This window comes from Mesorhizobium sp. 113-1-2 (assembly GCF_016756475.1).
GTDB classification, from domain to species: domain Bacteria; phylum Pseudomonadota; class Alphaproteobacteria; order Rhizobiales; family Rhizobiaceae; genus Mesorhizobium; species Mesorhizobium loti_C.
The window spans coordinates 1,116,366-1,138,682 of sequence record NZ_AP023242.1 but is presented as its reverse complement, the minus strand read 5'-3'; the positions used below and the strand labels follow the sequence as shown (position 1 = coordinate 1,138,682).

Annotated in this window: 25 protein-coding genes; 11 read left to right on the top strand and 14 right to left on the bottom strand. The window is 63.7% G+C overall.

Annotation, left to right across the window (positions count from 1 at the left end):
* Nucleotides 1–26: 26 nt before the first annotated feature.
* From JN279_RS05345 to ccmA, 5 genes are all read right to left on the bottom strand, one after another.
* A complete protein-coding gene (locus JN279_RS05345) occupies nucleotides 27–605 on the bottom strand; it encodes a DsbE family thiol:disulfide interchange protein (RefSeq protein ID WP_202352213.1) in 579 nt (192 codons plus the stop codon).
* Nucleotides 602–769 carry a heme exporter protein CcmD gene (ccmD, locus tag JN279_RS05340; protein ID WP_202352212.1) on the bottom strand — a complete coding sequence of 56 codons (168 nt, stop codon included), beginning with the start codon at nucleotides 767–769 and terminating at the stop codon, nucleotides 602–604. Before ccmD ends, JN279_RS05345 begins: the two co-directional genes overlap by 4 nt.
* Before the next feature lie 98 nt (nucleotides 770–867).
* Complete coding sequence (locus tag JN279_RS05335) at nucleotides 868–1,245, bottom strand: Imm50 family immunity protein (RefSeq protein WP_202352211.1); 378 nt, start codon at nucleotides 1,243–1,245, stop codon at nucleotides 868–870.
* A complete protein-coding gene (gene ccmB / locus JN279_RS05330) occupies nucleotides 1,245–1,910 on the bottom strand; it encodes a heme exporter protein CcmB (protein WP_202352210.1) in 666 nt (221 codons plus the stop codon). Before ccmB ends, JN279_RS05335 begins: the two co-directional genes overlap by 1 nt.
* A 193-nt stretch (nucleotides 1,911–2,103) precedes the next feature.
* Complete coding sequence (ccmA, locus tag JN279_RS05325; protein WP_202352209.1) at nucleotides 2,104–2,712, bottom strand: heme ABC exporter ATP-binding protein CcmA; 609 nt, start codon at nucleotides 2,710–2,712, stop codon at nucleotides 2,104–2,106.
* A 285-nt stretch (nucleotides 2,713–2,997) separates the two neighbouring features.
* On the opposite strand from ccmA, the gene acnA reads away from it, so the two are divergent.
* Nucleotides 2,998–5,688: an aconitate hydratase AcnA gene (gene acnA, locus JN279_RS05320; protein ID WP_202352208.1), complete on the top strand. Its 2,691-nt coding sequence runs from the start codon at nucleotides 2,998–3,000 to the stop codon at nucleotides 5,686–5,688.
* Between the two features lie 71 nt (nucleotides 5,689–5,759).
* On the opposite strand, the gene JN279_RS05315 is transcribed toward acnA, so the two are convergent.
* Nucleotides 5,760–6,443 (bottom strand): ceramidase domain-containing protein, encoded by a 684-nt coding sequence (locus tag JN279_RS05315; protein ID WP_202352207.1) that lies wholly within the window; start codon nucleotides 6,441–6,443, stop codon nucleotides 5,760–5,762.
* Between the two features lie 178 nt (nucleotides 6,444–6,621).
* Here JN279_RS05315 and JN279_RS05310 point away from each other — a divergent pair, with 178 nt between their 5' ends.
* The gene (locus JN279_RS05310; protein WP_096451733.1) at nucleotides 6,622–7,407 is read left to right on the top strand and encodes a DUF1223 domain-containing protein; all 786 of its coding nucleotides are present in this window, start codon (nucleotides 6,622–6,624) and stop codon (nucleotides 7,405–7,407) included.
* Between the two features lie 648 nt (nucleotides 7,408–8,055).
* Complete coding sequence (locus tag JN279_RS05305) at nucleotides 8,056–8,442, top strand: DUF2794 domain-containing protein (RefSeq protein WP_044551033.1); 387 nt, start codon at nucleotides 8,056–8,058, stop codon at nucleotides 8,440–8,442.
* Nucleotides 8,443–8,608: 166 nt separating this feature from the next.
* Here JN279_RS05305 and JN279_RS05300 read toward each other — a convergent pair whose 3' ends face one another.
* The 4 genes from JN279_RS05300 to JN279_RS05285 form a co-directional block, all read right to left on the bottom strand.
* Complete coding sequence (locus tag JN279_RS05300; RefSeq protein ID WP_096451735.1) at nucleotides 8,609–9,178, bottom strand: GNAT family N-acetyltransferase; 570 nt, start codon at nucleotides 9,176–9,178, stop codon at nucleotides 8,609–8,611.
* A gap of 120 nt (nucleotides 9,179–9,298) precedes the next feature.
* Entirely contained in the window at nucleotides 9,299–10,072 is a 774-nt protein-coding gene (locus JN279_RS05295) for a Bax inhibitor-1/YccA family protein (protein WP_096451737.1), read from the bottom strand.
* Between the two features lie 228 nt (nucleotides 10,073–10,300).
* Entirely contained in the window at nucleotides 10,301–12,850 is a 2,550-nt protein-coding gene (locus JN279_RS05290) for an ABC transporter permease (protein ID WP_202352206.1), read from the bottom strand.
* Nucleotides 12,850–13,545 carry an ABC transporter ATP-binding protein gene (locus tag JN279_RS05285; RefSeq protein WP_096451741.1) on the bottom strand — a complete coding sequence of 232 codons (696 nt, stop codon included), beginning with the start codon at nucleotides 13,543–13,545 and terminating at the stop codon, nucleotides 12,850–12,852. The genes JN279_RS05290 and JN279_RS05285 overlap by 1 nt, the downstream gene beginning before the upstream one ends.
* Nucleotides 13,546–13,633: 88 nt before the next feature.
* Here JN279_RS05285 and JN279_RS05280 point away from each other — a divergent pair, with 88 nt between their 5' ends.
* Together JN279_RS05280 and thpR are read left to right on the top strand one after the other, a co-directional pair.
* On the top strand, nucleotides 13,634–14,278 hold the full coding sequence (locus JN279_RS05280; protein ID WP_096451743.1) for an arylesterase: 645 nt from the start codon (nucleotides 13,634–13,636) through the stop codon (nucleotides 14,276–14,278).
* 127 nt (nucleotides 14,279–14,405) lie between these two features.
* Nucleotides 14,406–15,002, top strand: coding sequence for an RNA 2',3'-cyclic phosphodiesterase (gene thpR / locus JN279_RS05275; protein ID WP_096451745.1), 597 nt, complete (start codon nucleotides 14,406–14,408; stop codon nucleotides 15,000–15,002).
* Here the strand turns inward: thpR and JN279_RS05270 are convergent.
* The gene (locus tag JN279_RS05270) at nucleotides 14,906–15,412 is read right to left on the bottom strand and encodes a low molecular weight protein-tyrosine-phosphatase (protein ID WP_096451747.1); all 507 of its coding nucleotides are present in this window, start codon (nucleotides 15,410–15,412) and stop codon (nucleotides 14,906–14,908) included. The two genes, thpR and JN279_RS05270, sit on opposite strands and share 97 nt — an antisense overlap.
* Nucleotides 15,413–15,516: 104 nt before the next feature.
* On the opposite strand from JN279_RS05270, the gene JN279_RS05265 reads away from it, so the two are divergent.
* The 3 genes from JN279_RS05265 to JN279_RS05255 all read left to right on the top strand — a co-directional run bounded on the left by JN279_RS05265 (nucleotide 15,517) and on the right by JN279_RS05255 (nucleotide 17,080).
* Nucleotides 15,517–15,813 (top strand): 4a-hydroxytetrahydrobiopterin dehydratase, encoded by a 297-nt coding sequence (locus tag JN279_RS05265; protein ID WP_096458152.1) that lies wholly within the window; start codon nucleotides 15,517–15,519, stop codon nucleotides 15,811–15,813.
* Between the two features lie 127 nt (nucleotides 15,814–15,940).
* The gene (locus JN279_RS05260) at nucleotides 15,941–16,303 is read left to right on the top strand and encodes a YkvA family protein (protein WP_096451749.1); all 363 of its coding nucleotides are present in this window, start codon (nucleotides 15,941–15,943) and stop codon (nucleotides 16,301–16,303) included.
* Between the two features lie 273 nt (nucleotides 16,304–16,576).
* Nucleotides 16,577–17,080 carry an invasion associated locus B family protein gene (locus JN279_RS05255; protein ID WP_096451751.1) on the top strand — a complete coding sequence of 168 codons (504 nt, stop codon included), beginning with the start codon at nucleotides 16,577–16,579 and terminating at the stop codon, nucleotides 17,078–17,080.
* A gap of 69 nt (nucleotides 17,081–17,149) precedes the next feature.
* On the opposite strand, the gene JN279_RS05250 is transcribed toward JN279_RS05255, so the two are convergent.
* Nucleotides 17,150–18,490, bottom strand: a complete 1,341-nt coding sequence (locus JN279_RS05250; protein ID WP_096451753.1) for a chloride channel protein — start codon at nucleotides 18,488–18,490, stop codon at nucleotides 17,150–17,152.
* 257 nt (nucleotides 18,491–18,747) lie between these two features.
* Nucleotides 18,748–19,047: a hypothetical protein gene (locus JN279_RS05245; RefSeq protein ID WP_096451755.1), complete on the bottom strand. Its 300-nt coding sequence runs from the start codon at nucleotides 19,045–19,047 to the stop codon at nucleotides 18,748–18,750.
* 362 nt (nucleotides 19,048–19,409) lie between these two features.
* On the opposite strand from JN279_RS05245, the gene rlmN reads away from it, so the two are divergent.
* Genes rlmN through JN279_RS05230 form a run of 3 tightly spaced genes read left to right on the top strand, consistent with a single transcriptional unit; the run spans nucleotide 19,410 to nucleotide 21,543 of the window.
* Complete coding sequence (gene rlmN / locus JN279_RS05240) at nucleotides 19,410–20,642, top strand: 23S rRNA (adenine(2503)-C(2))-methyltransferase RlmN (RefSeq protein WP_096451757.1); 1,233 nt, start codon at nucleotides 19,410–19,412, stop codon at nucleotides 20,640–20,642.
* On the top strand, nucleotides 20,639–21,085 hold the full coding sequence (locus JN279_RS05235; protein WP_096451759.1) for a hypothetical protein: 447 nt from the start codon (nucleotides 20,639–20,641) through the stop codon (nucleotides 21,083–21,085). The genes rlmN and JN279_RS05235 overlap by 4 nt, the downstream gene beginning before the upstream one ends.
* On the top strand, nucleotides 21,085–21,543 hold the full coding sequence (locus tag JN279_RS05230; RefSeq protein ID WP_096451761.1) for a hypothetical protein: 459 nt from the start codon (nucleotides 21,085–21,087) through the stop codon (nucleotides 21,541–21,543). The genes JN279_RS05235 and JN279_RS05230 overlap by 1 nt, the downstream gene beginning before the upstream one ends.
* A gap of 77 nt (nucleotides 21,544–21,620) precedes the next feature.
* Here JN279_RS05230 and JN279_RS05225 read toward each other — a convergent pair whose 3' ends face one another.
* On the bottom strand, nucleotides 21,621–22,262 hold the full coding sequence (locus JN279_RS05225) for a LysE family translocator (protein WP_096451763.1): 642 nt from the start codon (nucleotides 22,260–22,262) through the stop codon (nucleotides 21,621–21,623).
* Nucleotides 22,263–22,317: the final 55 nt, after the last annotated feature.

Genomic DNA, 22,317 nt, shown 5'->3' with positions numbered 1-22,317 from the left:
AGAATGACGAAGGCGAGATAGCGCCGTCAGTTCGGTGCGGCTAATGCCTTGTCGATCTGCGGCAGCAGCAGATCCCGCGCCGACTCCGCCGTCAGCGGGCCGACATGCTTGTAAGCAATCTTACCGTCCTTGCCGATGACGAAGGTTTCCGGCACGCCATAGACGCCCCAGTCGATCGCCGCGCGGCCGGCTTCGTCGACGCCGATCGCCTGGAACGGATTGCCGAGGTCGCCGAGGAACCGGCGGGCGTTTTCCGGCTGGTCCTTGTAGTTCAGCGCCGCCATCACGAACCGCTTGTCCTGCGCCAGCGCCAAGAGCACAGGATGCTCTTCGCGGCATGGCGCGCACCATGACGCAAACACGTTGACCAGCGTGACCTTGCCGGCGAACGCCTTGGAATCGAGCCCCGGCAGGTTTGAGCCGTCCAGCGCGGGCAGATTGGTCTGCGGTGCCGGCAGCCCGATCAGCGCCGAAGGCACTTCCGAGACATCGCGTCCCGACAAAAGCTGCGACAGGAACAGGCCGGCGAGGCCGAGGAAGACCAGCAGCGGCAACAGCACGAACAGGCGGCGGCTGGGTGGCGGCGTTTCGGTTTCGCTGCTCATGGCTTCTCCGCCTTGTCGGAACGCCGCCGCACGCCCGCCGCTTCGAGTTCGGCAAGCTCGCGCTTGCGCGCCCGCTGGTCGAACAGGATCCAGCCGATCAGCCCGGCCAGCACGATTGCCGTGATGCCATAGGCTGCGGTGACATAAACGGCGTGCGCGCTCATTTCCAGATCCGGGCTTTCACGGCGAATTCATAGCCTCAGCTTCTGCTCGCCGCAATGAACCGCCTCTGCGGCAGATTTGCGGTTTTCGGGGTTCACAGTCATTGGGACCGCAAAACACCGGACATACTTTTGATGCGCATGAACTGGCACGTCAGCGACAACCTGACAGCACCTTCGCAGGTGAGCAGGATTTTGCCCGCGTCATCCCACATCTTGATTGCACTCCAGCCATGGTTCTCGAATTTGCGAAGGCTGATTGTTTCGACCGCGATGAATTCAAGTCCGAAAGACGCGGCGTTGAACTCTCCCCATTTGGTGGGCGGCCGGTATGGAAGGACGGTCGAGATAAAAGCCAAGTGCATGCTGGGTCCGTCGCGGCCCATCATCGCCGACGTGATCTCGACAGACGACAGATCGGGATAGTTGCCGTAGATGGTCTGCAGAAAGATCGGATTTTCAATACGCAGCGGCCACATCAATCCGTTCCATGCCGCAGCGCCAGCGCCGCCGAGACCGGCCCCAGCACGGCAAGAAACAGCGTCAGCGCGGCAAGAATGAGGAAGGGCTGCAGGAACGGATCGGGATTGGCCGTCGCCCCATAGCTCGCCGAAACGCCGAAGATCAGCACCGGTATGGTCAGCGGCAGCACCAGCACCGAGATCAACAGCCCGCCGCGCGGCAGCGCCACCGCCACCGCGGCACCCGCGGCACCGATGAAGGTGATCGCCGGTGTGCCGACCAGCAGGGTCAGCGCGGTTGCGCCGATGGCGAGCGGCTCCATGTTCATGAACAGGCCGAGCAGGGGCGCGGCGACGACCAGCGGCAGCACGCTGCCCGCCCAATGCGCCAGGCATTTCACCAATACGGTCAGCGCCAGCATATGCCGGTCATTGCCGAGCACCAGCAGATCGAGCGAGCCGTCCTCGCGATCGGCCTGGAACAGCCGGTCGAGCCCGAGCAGGCAGGAAAGCAGCGCGCCGATCCACAAGATCGCCGGGCCGATGCGGGCCAGCAGCTTCAGGTCCGGCCCGACTCCGAAGGGGATGGTGGCGATGACGGCGAGGAAGAAGATGACGCCGGTCAACGCCCCGCCGCCGGCGCGGATGTTGAGGCGGATGTCACGCAGGAGGAGGGCTAGCATGATTTGAGATGCCTGCGCCCAGGCACCCCCCTCTGGCCTGCCGGCCATCTCCCCCGCAAGGGGGGAGATTGGCAGCCCATGCGCCTCGCCAGCCTTCGAACGTTGGAGATTGGCGAAGGCCGAGACAACATCCGATCTCCCCCCTTGCGGGGGAGATGTCCGGCAGGACAGAGGGGGGTGCCTCGCACCGTCATCAATCCGTTTCCCCCATCACCAGCGCCTGTGCCCCCTCCAACCCCAGCGGCAAATGCGTCGCCGCGACAATCATCCCACCTCCGGCGCAGTGCCCCGCCATCAGCCCGGCGAACCGCGCCTCGGAAGCCTTGTCCAACCCCGCCGTCGGCTCGTCGAGCAGCCACAGCGGCCGGTGGCTGACCAAAAGCTTGGCGATCGCCGCGCGCCGCCGCTGCCCGGTCGAGAGATAGCCGAACGGCAGATGGCCGATGCCAATCAACCCAACCGTGTCCAGCGCCTCTTCGACATCCGAATGGCCACTGCCATTGAAGTCGCGCCAGAAGCGCAGGTTTTCCGTGACACTCAGCGCCGTCTTCATCGCATTCTGGTGGCCGAGATAATGGCAGGCCGAGGCGATCGACGGAAACGCCTCACCACCGCCTTCGAGCAGCAGCCGGCCTTCCGCCTTCGGCAGCAGCCCGGCGATGATCCTGAGCAAGGTTGATTTGCCCGATCCGTTCGGCCCGGTGACGACCAGCGCCTGGCCGTCGTCCAGCGCAAAACCAATGCCGGAAAAAACCGCCTCGCCGCCACGTTCGCCGCCCAGATTTTCGGCGATAAGCCGCATCCCTCGCCTGCCCTGAAAACAATGTTTCGCGAGCGCTGCCGCATCGCACAAATTTGCTTTTTGACTGTCTAGAACTATTCCAGAAAATTCTCTATATGCGGTGCATCCGTGCCAGCGGTCGGCGCGGGAACAGAATTAGCGCCGAACCAGCGCACGCGCCGCCTTGAACGGCTCGGGTTGCTTGGGAACGGACAGCGGAAATGGCCGTACCCGCACCTTTGCGCGTGATTGCATGCCATCGGCGTCCGTTCCCTTTCAGGCTGAACAGACAAGGACGGATCGCACGTGTCAAAATCCCTCGATAGTTTCAATTGCCGTCGCACGCTGACCGCGGGCGGCACCGAGTATACCTATTTCGACCTCATCGAGGCCGAGAAGAACGGCCTCACCGGCATTGCCCAGCTGCCCTATTCGATGAAGGTGCTGCTGGAGAACCTGCTGCGCAACGAGGACGGCCGCTCCGTCACCAAGGAATCGATCCAGGCGGTGGCTGGCTGGCTGACCGACAAGGGCACTGCCGGCGTCGAGATCGCCTATCGCCCGGCCCGCGTGCTGATGCAGGATTTCACCGGCGTTCCGGCCGTCGTCGACCTTGCCGCCATGCGCGACGCCATGGCTTCGCTCGGCGGCGGCCCGCAGAAGATCAACCCGCTGGTGCCGGTCGACCTGGTCATCGACCATTCCGTCATCGTCGACGAATTCGGCACGCCGATGGCCTTCGCCCGCAATGTCGAGCTCGAATATGAGCGCAACGAAGAACGCTACAAATTCCTGAAATGGGGCCAGCAGGCGTTCCGCAACTTCCGCGTCGTGCCGCCCGGCACCGGCATCTGCCACCAGGTCAACCTCGAATATCTCGGCCAGGTCGTGTGGACCAACACCGAGGATGGCGAAACCACAGCCTATCCCGACACCTGCGTCGGCACCGATTCGCACACCACCATGATCAACGGTCTTGGCGTGCTCGGCTGGGGCGTCGGCGGCATCGAGGCCGAGGCGGCCATGCTCGGCCAGCCGGTTTCCATGCTGCTGCCCGAGGTGATCGGCTTCCGCCTCACCGGCAAGCTCAAGGAGGGCGTCACCGCTACCGACCTGGTGCTCACCGTCACCCAGATGCTGCGCAAGAAGGGCGTCGTCGGCAAGTTCGTCGAGTTTTTCGGCCCGGGCCTGTCCAACATGACGCTCGCCGACCGCGCCACCATCGGCAACATGGCGCCGGAATATGGTGCCACCTGCGGCTTCTTCCCGGTCGATTCGGAAACCATCCGCTACCTGACAATGTCCGGCCGCGAGGAAAGCCGCATCGCGCTGGTCGAAGCCTATTCCAAAGCGCAAGGCATGTGGCGCGAGGCCGGCTCCGCCGACCCGGTCTTCACCGACCTGCTCGAACTCGAGCTTGGCAGCGTCGTGCCGTCGATGGCCGGCCCCAAGCGCCCCGAGGGCCGCGTCGCGCTGGAAGGCATTCCGGCCGGCTTCGCCAAGGCGATGGAGACCGAATACAAGAAGGCCGCCGAAATCTCCAAGCGCTACGCTGTCGAAGGCACCGACCATGATCTCGGCCATGGCGACGTCGTCATCGCCGCCATCACCTCCTGCACCAACACCTCGAACCCGAGCGTGCTGATCGGCGCCGGCCTGTTGGCCCGCAACGCCAACCGCCTCGGCCTCAAGCAGAAGCCGTGGGTGAAGACCTCGCTCGCCCCCGGCAGCCAGGTGGTCGCCGAATATCTGGAAAAGTCCGGCCTGCAGAAGGAGCTCGACCAGATCGGCTTCAACCTGGTCGGCTTCGGCTGCACCACCTGCATCGGCAATTCCGGCCCGCTGCCGGCGCCGATCTCCAAGACCATCAACGACAAGGGATTGATTGCCGCCGCCGTGCTCTCCGGCAACCGCAATTTCGAAGGCCGCGTCTCGCCCGACGTGCAGGCCAACTATCTGGCGTCGCCGCCCCTGGTCGTCGCCCATGCATTAGCCGGCACGGTCACCAAGGATCTCACCACCGAGCCACTCGGCGAGGACAAGAACGGCAATCCGGTCTACCTCAAGGATATCTGGCCGAGCTCGGCCGAGATCCAGGAGTTCATCGAGAAGAACGTCACCCGCGAGCTGTTTGCCCGCAAATATGCCGACGTCTTCAAGGGTGACGAGCACTGGCAGAAGGTGCAGGCGCCGGAAGGCCAGACCTATGCCTGGGACGACAATTCGACCTATGTGCAGAACCCGCCCTATTTCGCCGGGATGACAGCAGGGTTCGGCAAGATCGGCGACATCAAGGGCGCCCGCGTGCTCGGCCTGTTCGGCGACAAGATCACCACCGACCACATCTCGCCGGCGGGTTCGATCAAGGCCGCCTCGCCGGCCGGCAAATACCTCACCGACCACGGCGTCGGCGTGGCCGACTTCAACCAGTACGGCACGCGGCGCGGCAATCATGAGGTGATGATGCGCGGCACCTTCGCCAACATCCGCATCCGCAACCACATGCTGGGCGAGAACGGCCGCGAGGGCGGCTACACCATCCACTACCCGTCGAAGGAAGAGGAATCGATCTACGACGCGGCGATGGAGTACAAGAAGGAAGGCGTGCCGCTGGTCATCTTCGCCGGTGTCGAATACGGCAACGGCTCGTCGCGCGACTGGGCGGCCAAGGGCACGAACCTGCTTGGTGTCCGCGCCGTCATCGCCCAGTCCTTCGAGCGCATCCACCGCTCCAACCTGGTCGGCATGGGCGTCATCCCCTTCGTCTTCGAGGAAGGCACGTCCTGGGCTTCGCTCAACCTCAAGGGCGACGAACTGGTCGAGATCGACGGCCTGAGCGCCATCAAGCCGCGCCAGACGATGACCGCCAAGGTCACCTATGGTGACGGCACGGTGAAGAACGTGCCGATCATCTGCCGCATCGATACGCTGGACGAGCTCGACTACTTCAAGAACGGCGGCATCTTGCAGTACGTGCTGCGCGATCTGGCGGCATAGTCGCAAGGGAATAGGGCAGTAAGGGAGCAGGCAAGGAAGTCATCTCCCTACTGCCCTACTGCCCTACTGCCCTACTGCCCTACTGCCCTACTGCCCTTCGGCGCCCCAAACCGCGCCGTCGCCGCCAGCAGCACGCCCAACATCAGCGCGTTGAAGATGTGCCACAGGAAGTGCGTGCCGAGCGGAAAGCTGGCGCAGACCATCGGGTCGATCATCCGGCAGATGGCGGACACCACGAAGATCGCCGACCCCGCCAGATTGTACCAGCCGGCCCGGTTGCCGCTGACTGCTACCCAGACACCGAAGAAGGCGAGCGCCAGGAATGGCGGCAGATAGCTTGTCGTACCGTTCGACGCCTGGCGCAGCCAGTCCGGCACGGCGAAAGTAATCGCCCCGGCCACCGCATAGAAGACGACGAAGACCGCGGTTGCCTTGCCCCATTCCATGCCGAGGAAACGGCGCAGATTGAACAGCGTATAGGCCAGCGTGAAGCCGGCAATCGGCAGGATATCGGCCCAGATCGTGCCCTTGGTGGCAAAGGTATGGAAGATCGTCGAGCCGATGCCGATCGCCACCACCCACCAGGCCAGCACCTCGGCGAAGGTGCCGGCCTTGCATCGGCGTACTTCCCGCACACCCCACAATCCCGCGGCAATGAAAGCGAGGTTGGTCAAAGCATTAGCCGGCTCGGCCCAAAGTCCAGGACCGGTCCGCTCGCAATAAAGATCGACAGGGGTCAGGAGAGTTTGCCACATGGTGATGATGCCGCTCCCGAATCGAACCACGTCGTGAAATGCAGTGCCTCTCCTATTGCGACCTTACCTGTGGCCACAATGGCAAAATTTCACCGCAACGTGACTTCCCGTTGACTTCCGCTTCTGCCACATATTTCAGACAATCAGAACAAAGCCGGCGCCACCGGCGGGAATTGGAATGGTCATGGCCTGGCGAAGATCACTTTGGCTGGCAGCCTTTGCGCTGGCCTTCTCGGCTTTTGCCGGTGCCGGCCATGCCGCCGAGTCCGAAAGAATCCAGGCCGAAAAATCCCAGCCCGACAAGCCGCTCGGCGTGGTCGAACTGTTCACCAGCCAGGGCTGCAGTTCCTGTCCGCCCGCCGATGCCTTCTTCGCCGAACTTGCCACCAAGGAAGACATTGTCGCGCTCTCCTATCACGTCGACTATTGGGACTATCTCGGCTGGAAGGACACGCTGAGCCGCAAGGAAAACACTGAACGGCAATATGACTACATGCGCGCCTTCGGCAGCCGCTCCGTCTATACGCCACAGGCGGTCCTCAATGGCCGCGTCCACGTCAACGGCGCCAATCGCGGCGAGGTCGACGGCGCGCTCGCCCGCATGGCCAGAGGCGGCGAAGGCATTCGGGTCCCTATCAAGGTCAGCCGCACCAGCGACCGCGTCATCATCGATGCCGGCGATGCCGGCGCCGGCCCCAACGACGCCCATGTCGTCATCGTCTATTTCGATGCGCCACAGACGGTCAAAATCGCCCAGGGCGAGAACTCCGGCCGCAAGATGACCTACTGGAACGCGGTGACCGGCATCCAGACCGCCGGCATGTGGCACGGCAAGGCGCAACGCTATGAATTGCCGTTGAGCGAGATCACCAAGAAGGGCGGCTGCGCCGTGCTTTTGCAGTCGGTCGGCAAGGACGGCATGCCAGGCCCCATCCTCGGCGCCGCCTTCATCCACAAGCCCTGACGGAATTTGTCGGAAACAACCCTGCTTTCGTCATCCTGGGGCGAAGCAGGAGCGAAGCTCCGTCGCGGAGACCCCGGGATCAATGCCGTGACACTTGCTGCATGTAAAAGCGGTCCAGGATCAAGCGTTTCTCTCGACTGGGCCTGGCCGACGGCAACCTTGTGCGACCGCTTATCCTGGACCGCCGCGTACGTCGGCTGATGTCGCGGCATGGATCCCAGGGTCTGCGCGCCGCTTCGCGTCGCTCCCCCTGGGATGACGACGGCTCGGGCATGAAAAAACCGACGTCAGCTTGCTTCTGACGCCGGTCATTTAGGTTTGGGATCGTCGCACCCGATTCTTCCGAGGAAAAACCGAGGTTGGTTCGATCCGACGCAGACCCGTGGGCGGGGGGCTTGGGGTTTACGAGCCGGTGCCGGACCGAACCGTCTCAGGCAACGCCGGTAAATTCGTCGGACATTGGGGCATGAGCGCGGATAAAAAATGGCGAGAATGTGGCGAAGCATCACCAATTCCAACAGGCTGCGTTACAAAAGTGACTGGACGCATCAAAAACGGCGCGCCGCCGCCTCTCGTCACCGGCTCTTGCAATTGCAGCGCGAAGGGGCCAATTTTGGTTGGCAAAGATTCATTTTGAAGGATCGAGGCATGACTGACGACAGCGGCGGGATGGGGGATGGTGACGCATCCGCAATATTGATCCCGCTGCATGAGGCGCGCAGTGCACGCCTCGACCAGCCGGTGCGCTTCGACCGGCGTGAACTGGACCAGATCCTCAGGCTCTACGGGCGCATGGTCGCCGCCAATGAATGGCGCGACTACGCCATCGATCATCTGACCGACAGGGCGGTGTTTTCCGTCTTCCGCCGCGCCAGCGAAGTACCGCTGTTCCAGATCGTCAAGGATCCGAAACTGGCCCGCAAGCAGGGCGCCTTCGCCGTCATCGCCGCCGGCGGCCGCATCCTCAAACGCGGCCAGGAGCTTGGCCGCGTGCTTGGCGTCTTCGACAGCAAGCTGAGGGTGGTTGAGGCGTGAAGGGGAACTGGGGAATTGAAGAACTGGGGAATTGAAGAATTGAGGAACTGAGGAACTGAGGAACTGAGGAACTGAGGAACTGAGGAACTGAGGAACTAGGCGCTAAACGCCTGATATTAAATCATTTTTCTTCAGTTCTTCAATTCCTCAGCTCTTCAATTCCTCTTCATTTCCCTCCCCGAAACTTCCGCTCCGGCAGCGAATCGGGATCGGGCGGCAGTGACGCACCGCCATTCAGCGACAGCTGCATGAACACCGTGTCCAGCCAGCGCCCGTGCTTGTAGCCGGAGCCTTCGAGCCGCCCTGAAGGGCGAAAGCCGAGTTTTTCGTGCAGTTTGACCGAGGCGCTGTCGGGATGGCCGTCGCCGATCACCGCGATGATCTGGCGGAAGCCCGCCGCCTCGGCCGCCGCGATCAGGCTCTGCATCAGCATGAGGCCGACGCCCTGGCCCTTGGCTTCAGGCGCGACATAGACCGAATCCTCGACGATGAAGCGGTAGGCCGGGCGAGGCCGGAAGGCGCCGGCATAGGCATAGCCGAGCACGGCGCCATCCTTTTCAGCCACCAGATAGGGAAAGCCCCCGGCGGTGAGAGCGTCGAATCGCGTGCCCATTTCGGCGCGGCTGGGCGGCTCCAACTCGTAGCTCGCCGTGCCATGTGTCACCGCGTCGGCATAGATTTCGGTGATGGTGTCGAGGTCGGCGGCATTGGCCGCCCGAATCACGATATTGCTCATTCTTTATGCAAGCCTTCCATGTGCCTGCGATAACAGCAAAGACCGGCGCAAAAGAAAAGGGCGGCCGTTAGGCCGCCCCTTCCAAACCCGATGGTCCAGTTCAGACCATGACGCGAAGCCTTAGCGGCGATCGCCCATGAACTGCAGCAGGAACATGAACAGGTTGATGAAGTCGAGGTAGAGCCTCAGCGCGCCCATGATGGCCTTGCGGCCGGCGACATCGGAAGCGTCACCCTCGAAATACATCTCCTTGATCTTCTGCGTGTCGTAGGCGGTGAGGCCGGCGAAGACCAGCACGCCGATCGCCGAAACGGCGAAGGACAGAGCCGACGAGTGCAGGAAGAGGTTGATTAGCGACGCGATGATGATGCCGAACACGCCCATGATCAGGAACGAACCCATCGCCGTCAGGTCGCGCTTGGTCGTGTAGCCGAACAGCGACAGCGCACCGAAGGCGGCGGCGGTGGCAAAGAAGGTCTGCGAGATGCTGGCTGGGGTGTAGATCAGGAAGATCGACGACAGCGACAGGCCGACGAGGCCGGCATAGACCCAGAAGGTGGTCTGCGCCGCAGCAACGCTCATCGACTGGACGCGGAACGATAGGAACATCACAGCAGCCAGCGGGGCAAAGATCACCACCCACTTCAGCGGCGAACCGAAGATCGCAACGCCGAAGGAGGTCAACATCTCGCCAGTCGGCAGCGTTGCGACAGCCGAGGCCGGATCGGTGGTGGTGGCCAGCATGATCGTGCCGACGGCGGCAAGGCCGGTGATCAGGAGGCCAAGCCCCATCAGATTGTAGACCTTGATCATATAGGCGCGCAGACCCTGATCGATGTCGGCGCGGACGCCGGGCACCGCCGACGTCTGATAGTTGCGAATGGGATCAGCCATTGGAATCCTCTATTGCTTCTGCCCCGTCCGGTGTCGGGCCTCTTGCGGACCCAGGCGCCGCTGGCAGGGCTCCAGCATGCCTGTGGCGAAATATGATGGTTATTCGCGTCAAGAACAAGACCGTAACCGGATGTAACGGTTCGTGAGAGGCCGAAAGGCCGATTCCCGGGCTTTCCAACCGGCATCCTTACCAAGATTTAATCCGGGATGGCCGCTCCGGCCCTGGAATTACAGCTCGCGCAGCACCGGTGCAGCCTTGTGGCCGAGCACCCGCCAGGTGCCGGCGAGGCCGATGCCGACGGTGATCACCAGCGCAAAGACGATGGTCGCCACCGCCACCTGCGGCATGAAATGCGATGGCAGCGTCATGATGCGGGCGACAATGTACCAGGCCGCGATGCCGCCGGCGGCCAGCGCGAAGATGGCGGTGGCCAGTCCGATCAGCATGTATTCGAGAGAAAATGCCGTGATCAGCGTTCGCCTGGTGGCGCCCAGCGTCTTCAGCACCACCGCGTCGTGGATGCGCGCCCGGTTGCCGGCGGCGAGGGCGCCGGCCAGCACCAGTACCGAAGCAATCAGCGCCACGCCCGCCGCTGCCCGAATCGCCGTGCCGAGCTGGCCGACCAGCCGGTTGACGACATCGAGCGCGTCCTTGACGCGCACCGTCGTCACCGCCGGGAAGGCGCGGGTGACGGCATTGAGGATGCGCGCGTCGTCGGCCGTGGTGGCACTCTTTTCGGTCAGCGTCGCCATCCAGCCATGCGGGGCGCCGGTGAATGTGTTGGGCGAGAACACCATGACGAAATTGATGCCCATCGTTTCCCATTGCACCTGGCGGAAATTGGCGATCCTGGCCGTGACGTTGCGGCCGAGCACATTGACGGTGACAGTGTCGCCGAGCTTCAGCCCGATTTCCTTGCCTTCTTGCGCCGAGAACGAAACCAGCGGCTCGCCGGTATAATTTTCCGGCCACCATTTGCCCTCCGTCAGCGTCGCGTTTTCCGGCTGCCTGGCATCATAGGTCAGGCCGCGATCGCCTTTCAGCACCCAGGCGCCTTCGGCCGGCACCTTGACCTTGTCGACATCGACGCCGTTGAGCGCCATCACCCGGCCGCGCAGCATCGGCACCTTGGCCAGCGTCCCCTTTGGCGCCTCCTTGCCGATCAATGCGGAGAACGCATCGACATCGCTGCCCTGGATGTCGACGAAGAAGAAGTTCGGCGCCCGCTCCGGCAGGCTGCCGGAGATTTGTTGCCGCAGATTCCCGTCGATCAGCGCCAGCGTCACCAGCAGCGTCAGCCCGAGCCCCAGCGACAGCACCACCGAGGGCGTCAGGGCGCCCGGCCGGTGGATGTTGCCGACGGCGAGCCTGAGCGCCACGAAGCGCACGCGCGGGCTTTTCCTTGCCGCCCACTGCACCAGCGCGCCGACCAGCCGCAGCACCAGGAAGGCGAAGATGGTGGCGCCGACGAAGATCGAGGCGATGCGATGGTCGCCCGAAAACAGGATGGCGAGTGCCGCCAGGATGAGCGCAATGCCGATGGCCGATGCGACATAGACGGGGCGCGGCAGGCCACGGCCCTCCAGCCCCATCTCCCGGAACAGTGCTGTCGCCGGCACGTCGCGGGCGCGGCCGAGCGGCAAAAGCGCGAAGGCCAGCGTCACCAGCAGGCCGAACAGCGCCGCCATGGCGAGAGCGCCGGGATAGAAGCCGCCCTCCGCTGGCACCGGGATGACGGATTGGAGGGCGGCACTCGCCACGAACGGCATCAGCGCGCCGAGCACGAGACCGAGCACGATGCCGAGGGCGGCGATGATCAGGATCTGCACGAGATAGACGGCAAAGACGAAGCCGCCGGAAGCGCCCAGGCTCTTGAAGGTGGCGATGACGCCGCGCTTGCCGTCGAGATAGGCGCGCACCGCATTAGCGACGCCGACCCCGCCGACCACCAGCGCCGTCAGCCCAACCAGCGTCAGGAATTGCGAGAAGCGTTCGATGTTGGATGAGAGCGCCGGGGCTGCATTGCTTCGCGTGCGGATCGACCAGCCGGCCTCGGGAAAATCTTTCGCCGCCTGGTCCTGGATGGCCTTGAGCCGCGCCTCGTCGGCGCCGGCGGGCAGCCGGACCTTGTAGGCATTTTCGACCAGGCTGCCCGGCTGCACCAGTCCGGTCGCCGCCAGTGCCTCGGTCGAGATCATCAGCCTTGGCGCGAAGCCGAAACCGTCGGACACAGCATCCGGCTCGGTGACCAACCTGGCGCGCAGTTCGAAGGTGGCGGTGCCGAGCTTCAGCCGGTCGCCGAGCTTGAGATGCAGCCGTTCGAACAACAGATCGGGCGCCGCCGCGCCGAAAACGCCGAATTCCTCGCCGAACAGCTCCTGCTTCGACAGCTTCGGTTCGGTTTCCAGCGCGCCATAGAGCGGATAGGCTTCTTCGACCGCCTTGGCCTCGACCAGCGCCTGGTCCGAGCCGTCGGCAAGCCGCGCCATAGAGCGCATGCTGGCGGTGCGCGAAACGGTGCCCAGCCCGTCGAGGAAACCGCGCTCGGCCTGGCTGGCGTCACGCTGATTGATCTGGAAGCGGAGGTCGCCGCCAAGCAGCGTCTGGCCCTGGTCGGCAACACCGGCACTGATCGAACGGGCAACCGAATTGACGCCGCCGATCGCCGCGACACCGAGTGCGATGCAGGCAAGGAAGATCAGGAAGCCGGACAGGCCGCCGCGCATTTCGCGCAGCGAGAAGCGGACAGCGAGCTTCAGCGTCTGCGCCAGCGGCATCAGGCGGTGACCTTCAACGGTGCCGGCGCCTCGATCCGGCCCGAGCGCATCGACACCTGGCGCGAGCAGCGCGCTGCAAGCGCGGGATCGTGGGTGACCAGCACCAGCGTCATGCCGCGCTCGGCCGCCTTGGCGAACAGGAGGTCGGCAACCTGCCGACCCGTCGCCTGGTCGAGATTGCCGGTCGGCTCGTCGGCGATGAGGATGCGCGGCGCCGGCGCCAGCGCCCGGGCGATCGCCACGCGCTGCTGCTCGCCGCCGGAGAGCTCGCCGGGATAATGTGTGACGCGGTCGCTCAGGCCGACCGCCGCCAATTCGCGCGCCGCCACCGAAAACGGATCGGCATGGCCGGCCAGCTCCAGCGGCACCGCGACATTTTCGAGCGCCGTCATGTTGGGGATGAGGTGGAAGGACTGGAACACGATGCCAATGTTTCGGCCACGAAACGAAGCAATCTGGTCCTCGCTTCTGCCGTTGAGGAGCTCGCCGGCGATTCGTACCGTACCCGAATCGACCCTTTCCAGTCCTGCCAGCACCATCAGCAAGGTCGACTTGCCGGACCCTGAAGGACCGACGATGCCGGTCGCCTCGCCACGCGCCACGTCTAGGCTGACGCCCTTCAGCACGTGGACGGACGAGGCGCCTTCGCCGAGCGTCAGAGATACGTCTTTCAGCGCGATGACGGCTTCTGTCAAAATGAAAGCGTCCTATATCAGGGATGAAGGCTCTGCTTGCCGGAAGCCGTCGCCCGGAAGAATGTTTTTGTCATATGGGGCCTGCCGCATGTCTTTCAAACGCCAGATAGCCGCAGGGCTCATCCTTTTCCTCGCCCTTTGCAGCGCCATTTCGTCGGTACAGGCCGAGCCCTTCAAGATCGTCGGCTTCGGTGACAGCCTGATGGCGGGCTTCGGCCTCGGGCCCGGCGAGGGTTTTACCGACAAGCTCCAGGCAGCCCTGCGCGCCAAGGGCCATGACGTGGCCGTCGCCAATGCCGGCGTTTCCGGCGACACCACCAGCGGCGGCCTGGCGCGGCTCGACTGGTCGGTGCCGGACGGCACCCAGCTGGTCATCCTCGAACTCGGCGCCAATGACATGCTGCGCGGCGTCTCGCCCGATATCACCAGGAAGAACCTCGACGAGATGCTGGGCAAGCTCAAACAGCGCAAGATCGCCGTGCTTCTGGCAGGCATGCGCGCCGCGCCCAATCTCGGCGCCGACTACCAAAACGCCTTCGACGCCATCTTTCCCGACCTGGCGAAGACATACGGTCTCACGCTCTATCCGTTCTTCCTCGACGGCGTCGCCGGCCAGCCCGGCCTGCAGCTCGAGGACGGCCTGCACCCGAACGCCAAGGGGGTCGACCGGATGGTCGAGCGCATCCTGCCGACGGTCGAAAAGGCCATTGCGGCGGTGCCTGGAGGTTCGTGAGGCCGGATAAAATGCCTTCCCTAGCGGAAACTTTTAACAAAGCGTGTGACTAATAAACCTCTTGCTCCGTTCGACTATCGATGATTCGCTATAGGTGACAGTTCGATTCGAGGAAGGGAGGCTCTTCATGCCGCGTCTTTTCACCGCCCTCGAAATTCCGCGTGACGCCGCCCTTTCGCTGTCCCTGCTCCGGGGCGGCCTGCCCGGGGCGCGCTGGATCGATGTCGAAAACTACCATCTGACACTGCGCTTCATCGGCGATGTCGAAGGTCATGTCGCCGACGAGATCGCCAACGCGCTCGACCGGGTCCACCGGCCCTCCTTCTCGCTGACCTTGTCAGGCGTCGGTGCTTTCGGCCAGAAAAAGCCGCACGCTGTCTGGGCCGGCGCCTCCGCCTCGCCCGATCTGGCAGCGCTTCAGGGCGAGATCGAGCGCATTTGCCAGCGGCTCGGCATTCCCGCCGATCCGCGCAAGTTCATGCCGCATGTAACCCTTGCGCGGCTGCGCAATTCGAGCCCGCTGGACGTCGCCCAATATCTGTCGGCGCGCGGCAATTTCTCGACGCTACCCTTCCGCATCGGCCGCTTCGTCCTGATGTCGTCGCGCGATTCGGTTGGCGGCGGCCCCTATATCGTCGAGGAAGCCTGGCCGCTGTCGGGCACAGACGCCCGCGCCGCCAGCCGTGTCGCCAGCGCCTCCGACGCTTCGCGGATCATGCGGTAGACCTCGGCAAAAGCCTCCGGCCCGTCATAATAGGGATCGGGCACGTCGCGCGCCTGCCCGTGCGCGAACTCCAGGAACAGCTGCACCCGGTCCTGCCCGGGCGCCAGCGCTTTGAGGTCGGCGACATTCGAGCGGTCCATGCCGAGGATCAGGTCGAAACGCGAGAAATCCTCCGGCCTGACCTTGCGTGCCCTCTGCCCGGAAATGTCGATGCCGTGACGCAGGGCAATCGCGATCGAGCGTGGATCAGGGGGTGAGCCGACCTCCCAGCCGCTGGTGGCGGCAGAGTCCAGCAGCATGTCGCGCCCGCGTTCCGCCAACACGGTGCGAAACACGCCTTCGGCCAATGGCGAGCGGCAGATGTTGCCGAGGCAGACGAAGAGTATGGAATTTATCGGCTTTATGCTCATGCGATATGCGCCGTTTGTGCATTTGTGACCCCAAAACCGCAAAGCACTTTTGGGCGACTTGCATTATGGTGAGGGTCAAATTCGAGATAGCACGGGAAATCATCATGACGAGAGAAAAACTCAGCAAGGACGCCATCAACGCCGCCCTTGCCGAACTCGGCGGCTGGTCGCTGGCCACGGACGGTGCCTCGATCAGGCGCAGCTTCGTGTTCAAGAATTTTTCCGAAGCCTTCGCCTTCATGACCCGCGTCGCGCTGGCAGCCGAAAAGATGGACCATCACCCCGACTGGTCAAACGTCTACAAGACCGTGGAGGTGACGCTGAACACCCATGACGCCGGCGGCGTCACGGCGCTCGACATCGCGCTGGCCAAGAAGATGAACCGCTATTTCGGCGACTGAGTGTACGCTTGGCCGTTAGCGGCGACCCAAATTGGCACCCGCATCTTGCAGCCGGGTTCACCTTTCACCACATTTTCCCTCGCGAGGCATGCGCCAGGATGCGCATGAGACCCGCAAGGAGTGATTGATGGCGCAACAACCCGGTTTTGATTTCTTTGGCTTTGGCGACAAGCTTGGCGGCGAAAGCGAAGTGCGCGAAAAATTCTGGCGCACGGCCAAGAAGGCCGCACGGCAGATCCCGTTCATGGAAGAGGTCGTCGCCGCCTACTACTGCGCCATGGACAAGAACACGCCGCTGCGCGCCAAGGGCATATTGGTGGCGGCACTCGGCTATTTCGTCCTGCCCTTTGACCTCATCCCCGACTTCATATTCGGCCTCGGTTTCACCGACGACATCGCCGTGCTGACCGCCGCGATCACCGCCGTCAGCGCCCATATTACACCGGCGCATCGTCAGGCCGCCAAGGACGCCATCGCCGACAAGGGCTGAGCGTCTTCACGTGGCGCGCGCCCTGTGGGCAGAGGCGTTTGGAGGCCAGCTGAAAAGTCAAACTCTTGCCGCTTTCGTGGCCTCCAAGTCGCCGAAGGGACGTTGCGCCGGCCGCTGAAGCGGCGGTGGCGCGGGAATGGCGGCGGTTTCCTGGGGTGAGCGTCCTTTTGTTGAGGGAAATTCACCGTTTGGTAACCCAGATTAAATCAAAATGAAGCGACGGCAGGACGCCATGCGGCCCGCCTCCGCACCATTTGGAATACGGGAAAGACAATGCGCGGATTGATAGCACTCGTTTCGAGCCTGGTCCTGGCGGCCTCGGCGGCGCCGGCACTGGCGCAGCAGGCGACCAAGATCGGCCAGCACAATGCCTGGGGCACTTACAGCTACCAGGCATCGGGCGGCAAGGTCTGCTACGTGCTCACCGTGCCGACCGACAAGCAGCCGCCGACGCTCGACCATGGCGACATGTTCTTCTTCGTCAGCCAGCGGCCCGGCCAGCAGGTGTCCTACGAGCCACAATTCATCGCCGGTTACAATTTTCAGGAAGGCTCCAAGGCCACCGTCACCATCGACAAGAAGTCCTTCTCGATGTTCACGAAAGGCAAGTCGGCCTGGGTCGAGAATGCCGCCGAGGAACCGGTGCTGATCGCCGCCATGAAGACCGGCACCGACATGAAGGTGACGGCGAAGTCCGGCCGCGGCAATCCCACATCCTATGTCTTCTCGCTGAAGGGCATTTCGGCCGCGCTGTCGTCGATCGCCAAGTGCAAGTAAGCACAAGCCGCATTTGAACCCGAAGGCCGGGCCACAAGCCCGGCCTTTTTGTTGTCAGGTCTGGACCGGTTACGGCGCTGCCTCCGCTCGCCGCCGTCGGATCGCCTCCGCGATGAACACCCGCGACAGCGCGTGATAGAGCGGCTCGTGCGAGATCATGCGTGCGGTGCCGTAGCCCAGCATCGAGGCCAGCATCAGCGCGATGACATTGTCGTGATTGCCGGTCATCTCCAGGATGATGACGAAAGCCGTCATCGGCGCCTGCACGACGCCGGCGAAATAGCCCGCCATGCCGAGCAGCGCGGCGGCACCCGCGCTGGCGCCGAACAGCAGGCCGAGCGAACTGCCGATGCCGGCGCCGACCGCGAGCGATGGTGCGAAAATGCCGCCGGGAATGCCGGAAACCATCGACAGCAGCCCAGCGAGGAATTTTTCCACGAAGAAGAACCATGGCAGCGGCGTGCCCTCGACGGCGCCGCGCGCCTGCGCATAGCCGGTGCCGAAGGTCAGCCCGCCCGAGGCAATGCCGATCACCGCCACGCCAAGCCCGCAGACAGCAGCCACCAGCAGCGCACGCGCCAAGGGCTGCTGCGTGCGCCACCGCCGGATCCGCCGCGTGGTCTTCAGCGCCAGCAGCGAGAACAGCGCGCCGAAGCCGCCGCCGATGATGCCGCAGCCAAGCACCAGCGGCCAGTCGGCGCCAAAGGCGATTGTCTCCTTCGAGACGCCGAAATAGGTGTAGTTGCCGAGCAGCCCGAGCGAGGCGAGGCCGGCCAGGATCACCGCCGTCAGCACCAGCCCGTTGGTGCGCGCCTCGTAGGTGCGGCCCATCTCCTCGATGGCGAAGACGATGCCGGCCAGCGGCGTGTTGAAGGCGGCGGCGATGCCGGCGGCCGAGCCGGCCAGGATCAGGCCCCGCGCCTGCGCCATGCCGCCCCAGCGCGCCGCCTGCAGCATCAGCGAGGCGCCGACCTGCACGGTCGGGCCCTCGCGGCCGATCGAAGCGCCGCAGAACAGGCCGACGACGGTGAGCGCGATCTTGCCCGCCGCCAGCCGCAGCGACAGAAGGTGGCTGCGATCAGCGTCGTCACGCAAATGGCGCGCGGCGATCGCCTGCGGAATGCCGCTGCCTTGCGAGCCCGGGAAAAAGGCGTGGGCGAGCCACGCGCACAGCACGAAACCCAGCGGCGTGACCATGAGCGGCAGATAGAAGCGCCGGCCGCCGCCGTCGCCGATCATCATGTGGAACAGCGCCTGCGCCTTGTCGGCCAGCACCGCGAACAGCACGCTGATGACGCCGATCGACAACGCGCCGGCCCAGAACACCAGCCGCGGCTGCCAGACGCGCCGTGAGCCCAGCATGGCGCGCGAACGCCGCAGCATGGGGTATTTTCGCGATGTGCCGGCCATGTCCGTCCTCGTAATCGAAGCCCAGCCCTAGCATGAACGTGACGTCGATCAAGCCTGTCGGATAAAGCCGCTGTCACGCGATCCCTTGAAGAAGGAGCACCCGCCAAACGTCTGCGGTCGCAGCTGTTGAAGATGCGCGGGCTGTTTGGAGGCTGTTCCTGGACGCGGCCCGAGGGCTGGCGCCAGCGGCAGTGATCTGCGCGCAGAATGCTCCCGCCGGCTCTTGCAGGCGGGAGCGGTCTCTACAGATCCAGGTTTCACATGGCCATTTTTTCACATTCGGCCTGGGCCTTCTTGGTCGACGTATCGATCATGTAGGCTTTGCCCTTGGCGTCGGTGATCATCATCATGCAATGCTTGATCGGCTTTGCCATCTTCATCATCTCTGCGCCCATCTTTGCGTCCGGCATCATGGTGCCCATGTGTCCATCGGGCATGATTGCCATCACCTCCCCGCCTTTCATCATGGTCATTGTGCCCATTGCGTCTTCGGCAAAGGCCTGCGAGGCGGACAAGCCGACGAGGCCGGCAATGACAGCGAGCTTGATCGAGTTCATTCTGCGTACTCCCATTTTGCAAGGGCGTGGTTGCCCCCTTCAGCCTTCGAAGGCGGCAAGGGAATCGTTACGTCAACACGACTATGTGATCGGCTCCCGCGTGGCGGGAAGATTGGGTGCAAGGCTGCCAGTCGGTCGTAGCGAGCTGTTGTCGTGCGACAAACTGGTTGGTCCGATGAACTCTCGGTTCAAACGCCAGAGACCGTCTGTCGATCAGGACATTCGCGATCGAAACATTGCCGGCCCACTCGGGGTTGTGTTCGCCACCGCATGACTCCGCCCTCAACCTGTGCTATGCGCCGCGCTTCAGTTCCCGGCACGATGGATGAAATCGGCCGCAAACAGCTTATATCAGTGCGACCATGACCCTTTCCTTCGACCTCACCACTGAGGGTGCCCGCGACGCGTTGCGCGCCCGCGCCACGCCCGAGAAGCCGTCGCTGATCGGCCTGACCCGCGCCGAGCTCGCGGAGGCGCTGGTCGCGTCCGGCATCGTGCCGGAGCGCCAGGCAAAGATGCGTGCGCAGCAGCTCTGGCACTGGATGTATGTGCGCGGCGTCTCCGACTTTGCCGGCATGTTCAACATCTCCAAGGATCTGCGCGCCGAGCTCGACAGGCATTTTACCGTCGCCCGGCCCGAAATCGTCGAGGAGCAGATTTCTTCCGACGGTACCCGCAAATGGCTGTTCCGCTTTCCGCCGCGCGGCGCCGGCCGGCCGGTGGAGATCGAGACCGTCTATATTCCCGAGGAAGGCCGCGGCACGCTCTGCATCTCCTCGCAGGTCGGCTGCACGCTGACCTGCTCGTTCTGCCACACCGGCACGCAGAAACTGGTGCGCAACCTGACCGCCGAGGAAATACTGGCGCAATTGCTCACAGCCCGCGACCGGCTCGGCGATTTCCCCGACCGCGACACGCCGGACGGTGCCATCGTCCCGGCCGAGGGCCGCAAGGTGTCCAACATCGTCATGATGGGCATGGGCGAGCCGCTGTACAATTTCGAGGCGGTGAAGAAGGCGCTGCTGATCGCGTCCGACGGCGACGGGCTTTCCTTGTCGAAAAGACGCATCACGCTGTCGACCTCCGGCGTCGTGCCTGAGATTTTCCGCACTGGCGAGGAAATCGGCGTCATGCTGGCGATCTCGCTGCATGCCACCAATGACGATCTGCGCGACTTGCTGGTGCCGATCAACAAGAAGTATCCGCTGAAGGAACTGATCGCCGCCTGCCGCGCCTATCCCGGCCTGTCGAACGCCAAGCGCATCACTTTCGAATATGTGATGCTGAAGGACGTCAACGATTCCATCGTGGACGCCAAGGGCCTGATCAAGCTGCTCAAGGGCATTCCGGCTAAGATCAATCTGATCCCGTTCAACCCGTGGCCGGGCACCAACTACCAGTGCTCGGACTGGGAGACGATCGAGAAATTCGCCGATTACATCAACAATGCCGGCTATGCCTCGCCGATCCGCACGCCGCGCGGCCGCGACATCCTCGCTGCTTGCGGCCAGCTGAAGTCGGAATCCGAGCGCATGCGAAAAGTGGACCGGCTGGCGCTGGAAGCCATGATGATCGCGGGGCACGGCGAGGCGTGAGCCGTCTCGTCGCCGGACTCAAACGCATCGCCATCATAGCAGTCGGTTATATCGCCGGCGTGCTGACCTCTATCCTGGTGCCTGTGCTGTTGATCACGCTTCTGGAAGGGATCGAATATGGCAACTGGTCCATGGTTTTCACCTTCGACTGGCTGGGTTCCTTCCCGCTCGCCGTGCTGACCGTGGCGCTCTGCGCGCTGCTGATCGTCGGCCCGGCGATCCTGGTCGCCGAATGGCTTTCGCTGCGGGGATGGTTCTATTTCGCGGTCACGGGGGCGATCACCTCGATCGCCTTTGGCGTTCTTGTCCCGGGCTCGGCCGGAGGGTTTGTTTTCAATCCGGGATTTCTCGGCTTTCTGGCCACGGCCGGCACCGTCGCCGGTTCGGTCTACTGGCTCCTGGCTGGGCGCAGGTCCGGCCGTCTTGTGAAGCGAGACCCCTGATGGGCCGCTTCGTTTCCTATCTCGTGCGCTTTGCCATGATCCTGTTCGGTTATGCCGTCGCCTCGCTGGCGGCGAGCGCCTTCCTCAACGTCCTGTTCCTGGCCTCGCTGGGCTACACGCCTGACCACACGCACCCGACGGCGACGGCTTCGCTGTATTTCTCGATTCCCTTCGTCGCCCTGTTCGTCGCTTATTTCGCCTTCCTGCCTTCGGTGATCGTCATCCTGCTTGCCGAAATCCTCGGCCGGCGCGACTGGCTGTACTATGCGCTGGCTGGCGCGGTGGTGGCGGCCGTCTTCCTCGGCCTGGTCGATCACGCGCCCGATTCCACCTTCGCGGTCACCGACACCAGCGCCATGATGGCGGTGATCGGCGGCGGCATGGTCGGCGGCATCTTCTACTGGCTGAGCGCCGGGCGCTGGGCCGGAAGCTGGTGGAAGGACGAGGTCAGACCATGACCCCGAAAAGTGGAAGCCGGTTTTCTCGGACAAACGGTTTCCGTTTTGTCCTGAGATCATGGTAAAACGAAAAGACCCTATTTCGCCTGGGCCGTCAGGATCTTGAGCGCGAAGGCCGAGAACACGCCGGCGAAAAGATAGTCGACCACCCGCGTGACGCGCGGGCTGGCCTTCATCGCCGCGGAGAATTTCTCCGCCGCCAGCACCATCGGCGCCGTCACCGGGATCGACAGTACGATGAACATCGAGCCCAGGAAGAACAGCTTTCCCGGCGCGTGCGGATCATGCGCGGAAACGAACTGCGGCAGGAAGGTCATGAAGAACAGGATGATCTTCGGGTTGAGCAAATTGACGCCAAGCCCCGCCGCCCAGCTGCGCAACAGCGAGATTTGCGGGCCTGTCTTCTTCTCCGGCGAAAACGCCGAGCCCTTGGCGATCGCCTGCCAGGCCAGGAAGACGAGATAGCCGGCGCCAAAAATCTTCAGCACGAAGAAGGCCATCGGCGAGGCGACGATCAGCGCCGAGACGCCGACCACCACCAGCGTGGTGTGGATCAGCGTGCCGCACAGCGCGCCGGCCATCGAGGCAAAGCCGGTGGCACGCCCCTGGCTCAGCGTACGCGAAACAAACAAGGTCATGTCAGGCCCGGGCGTGATCGCCAGGATGACCGTGGCGATGGCGAACTGGATCAGCGTGGCGGTGTCGGGAATGAAGGACATGGAGGGCTCCGGGGAACGCGCGAGCCTATACAGGATGTGCTGCGTCGGCGCCAGA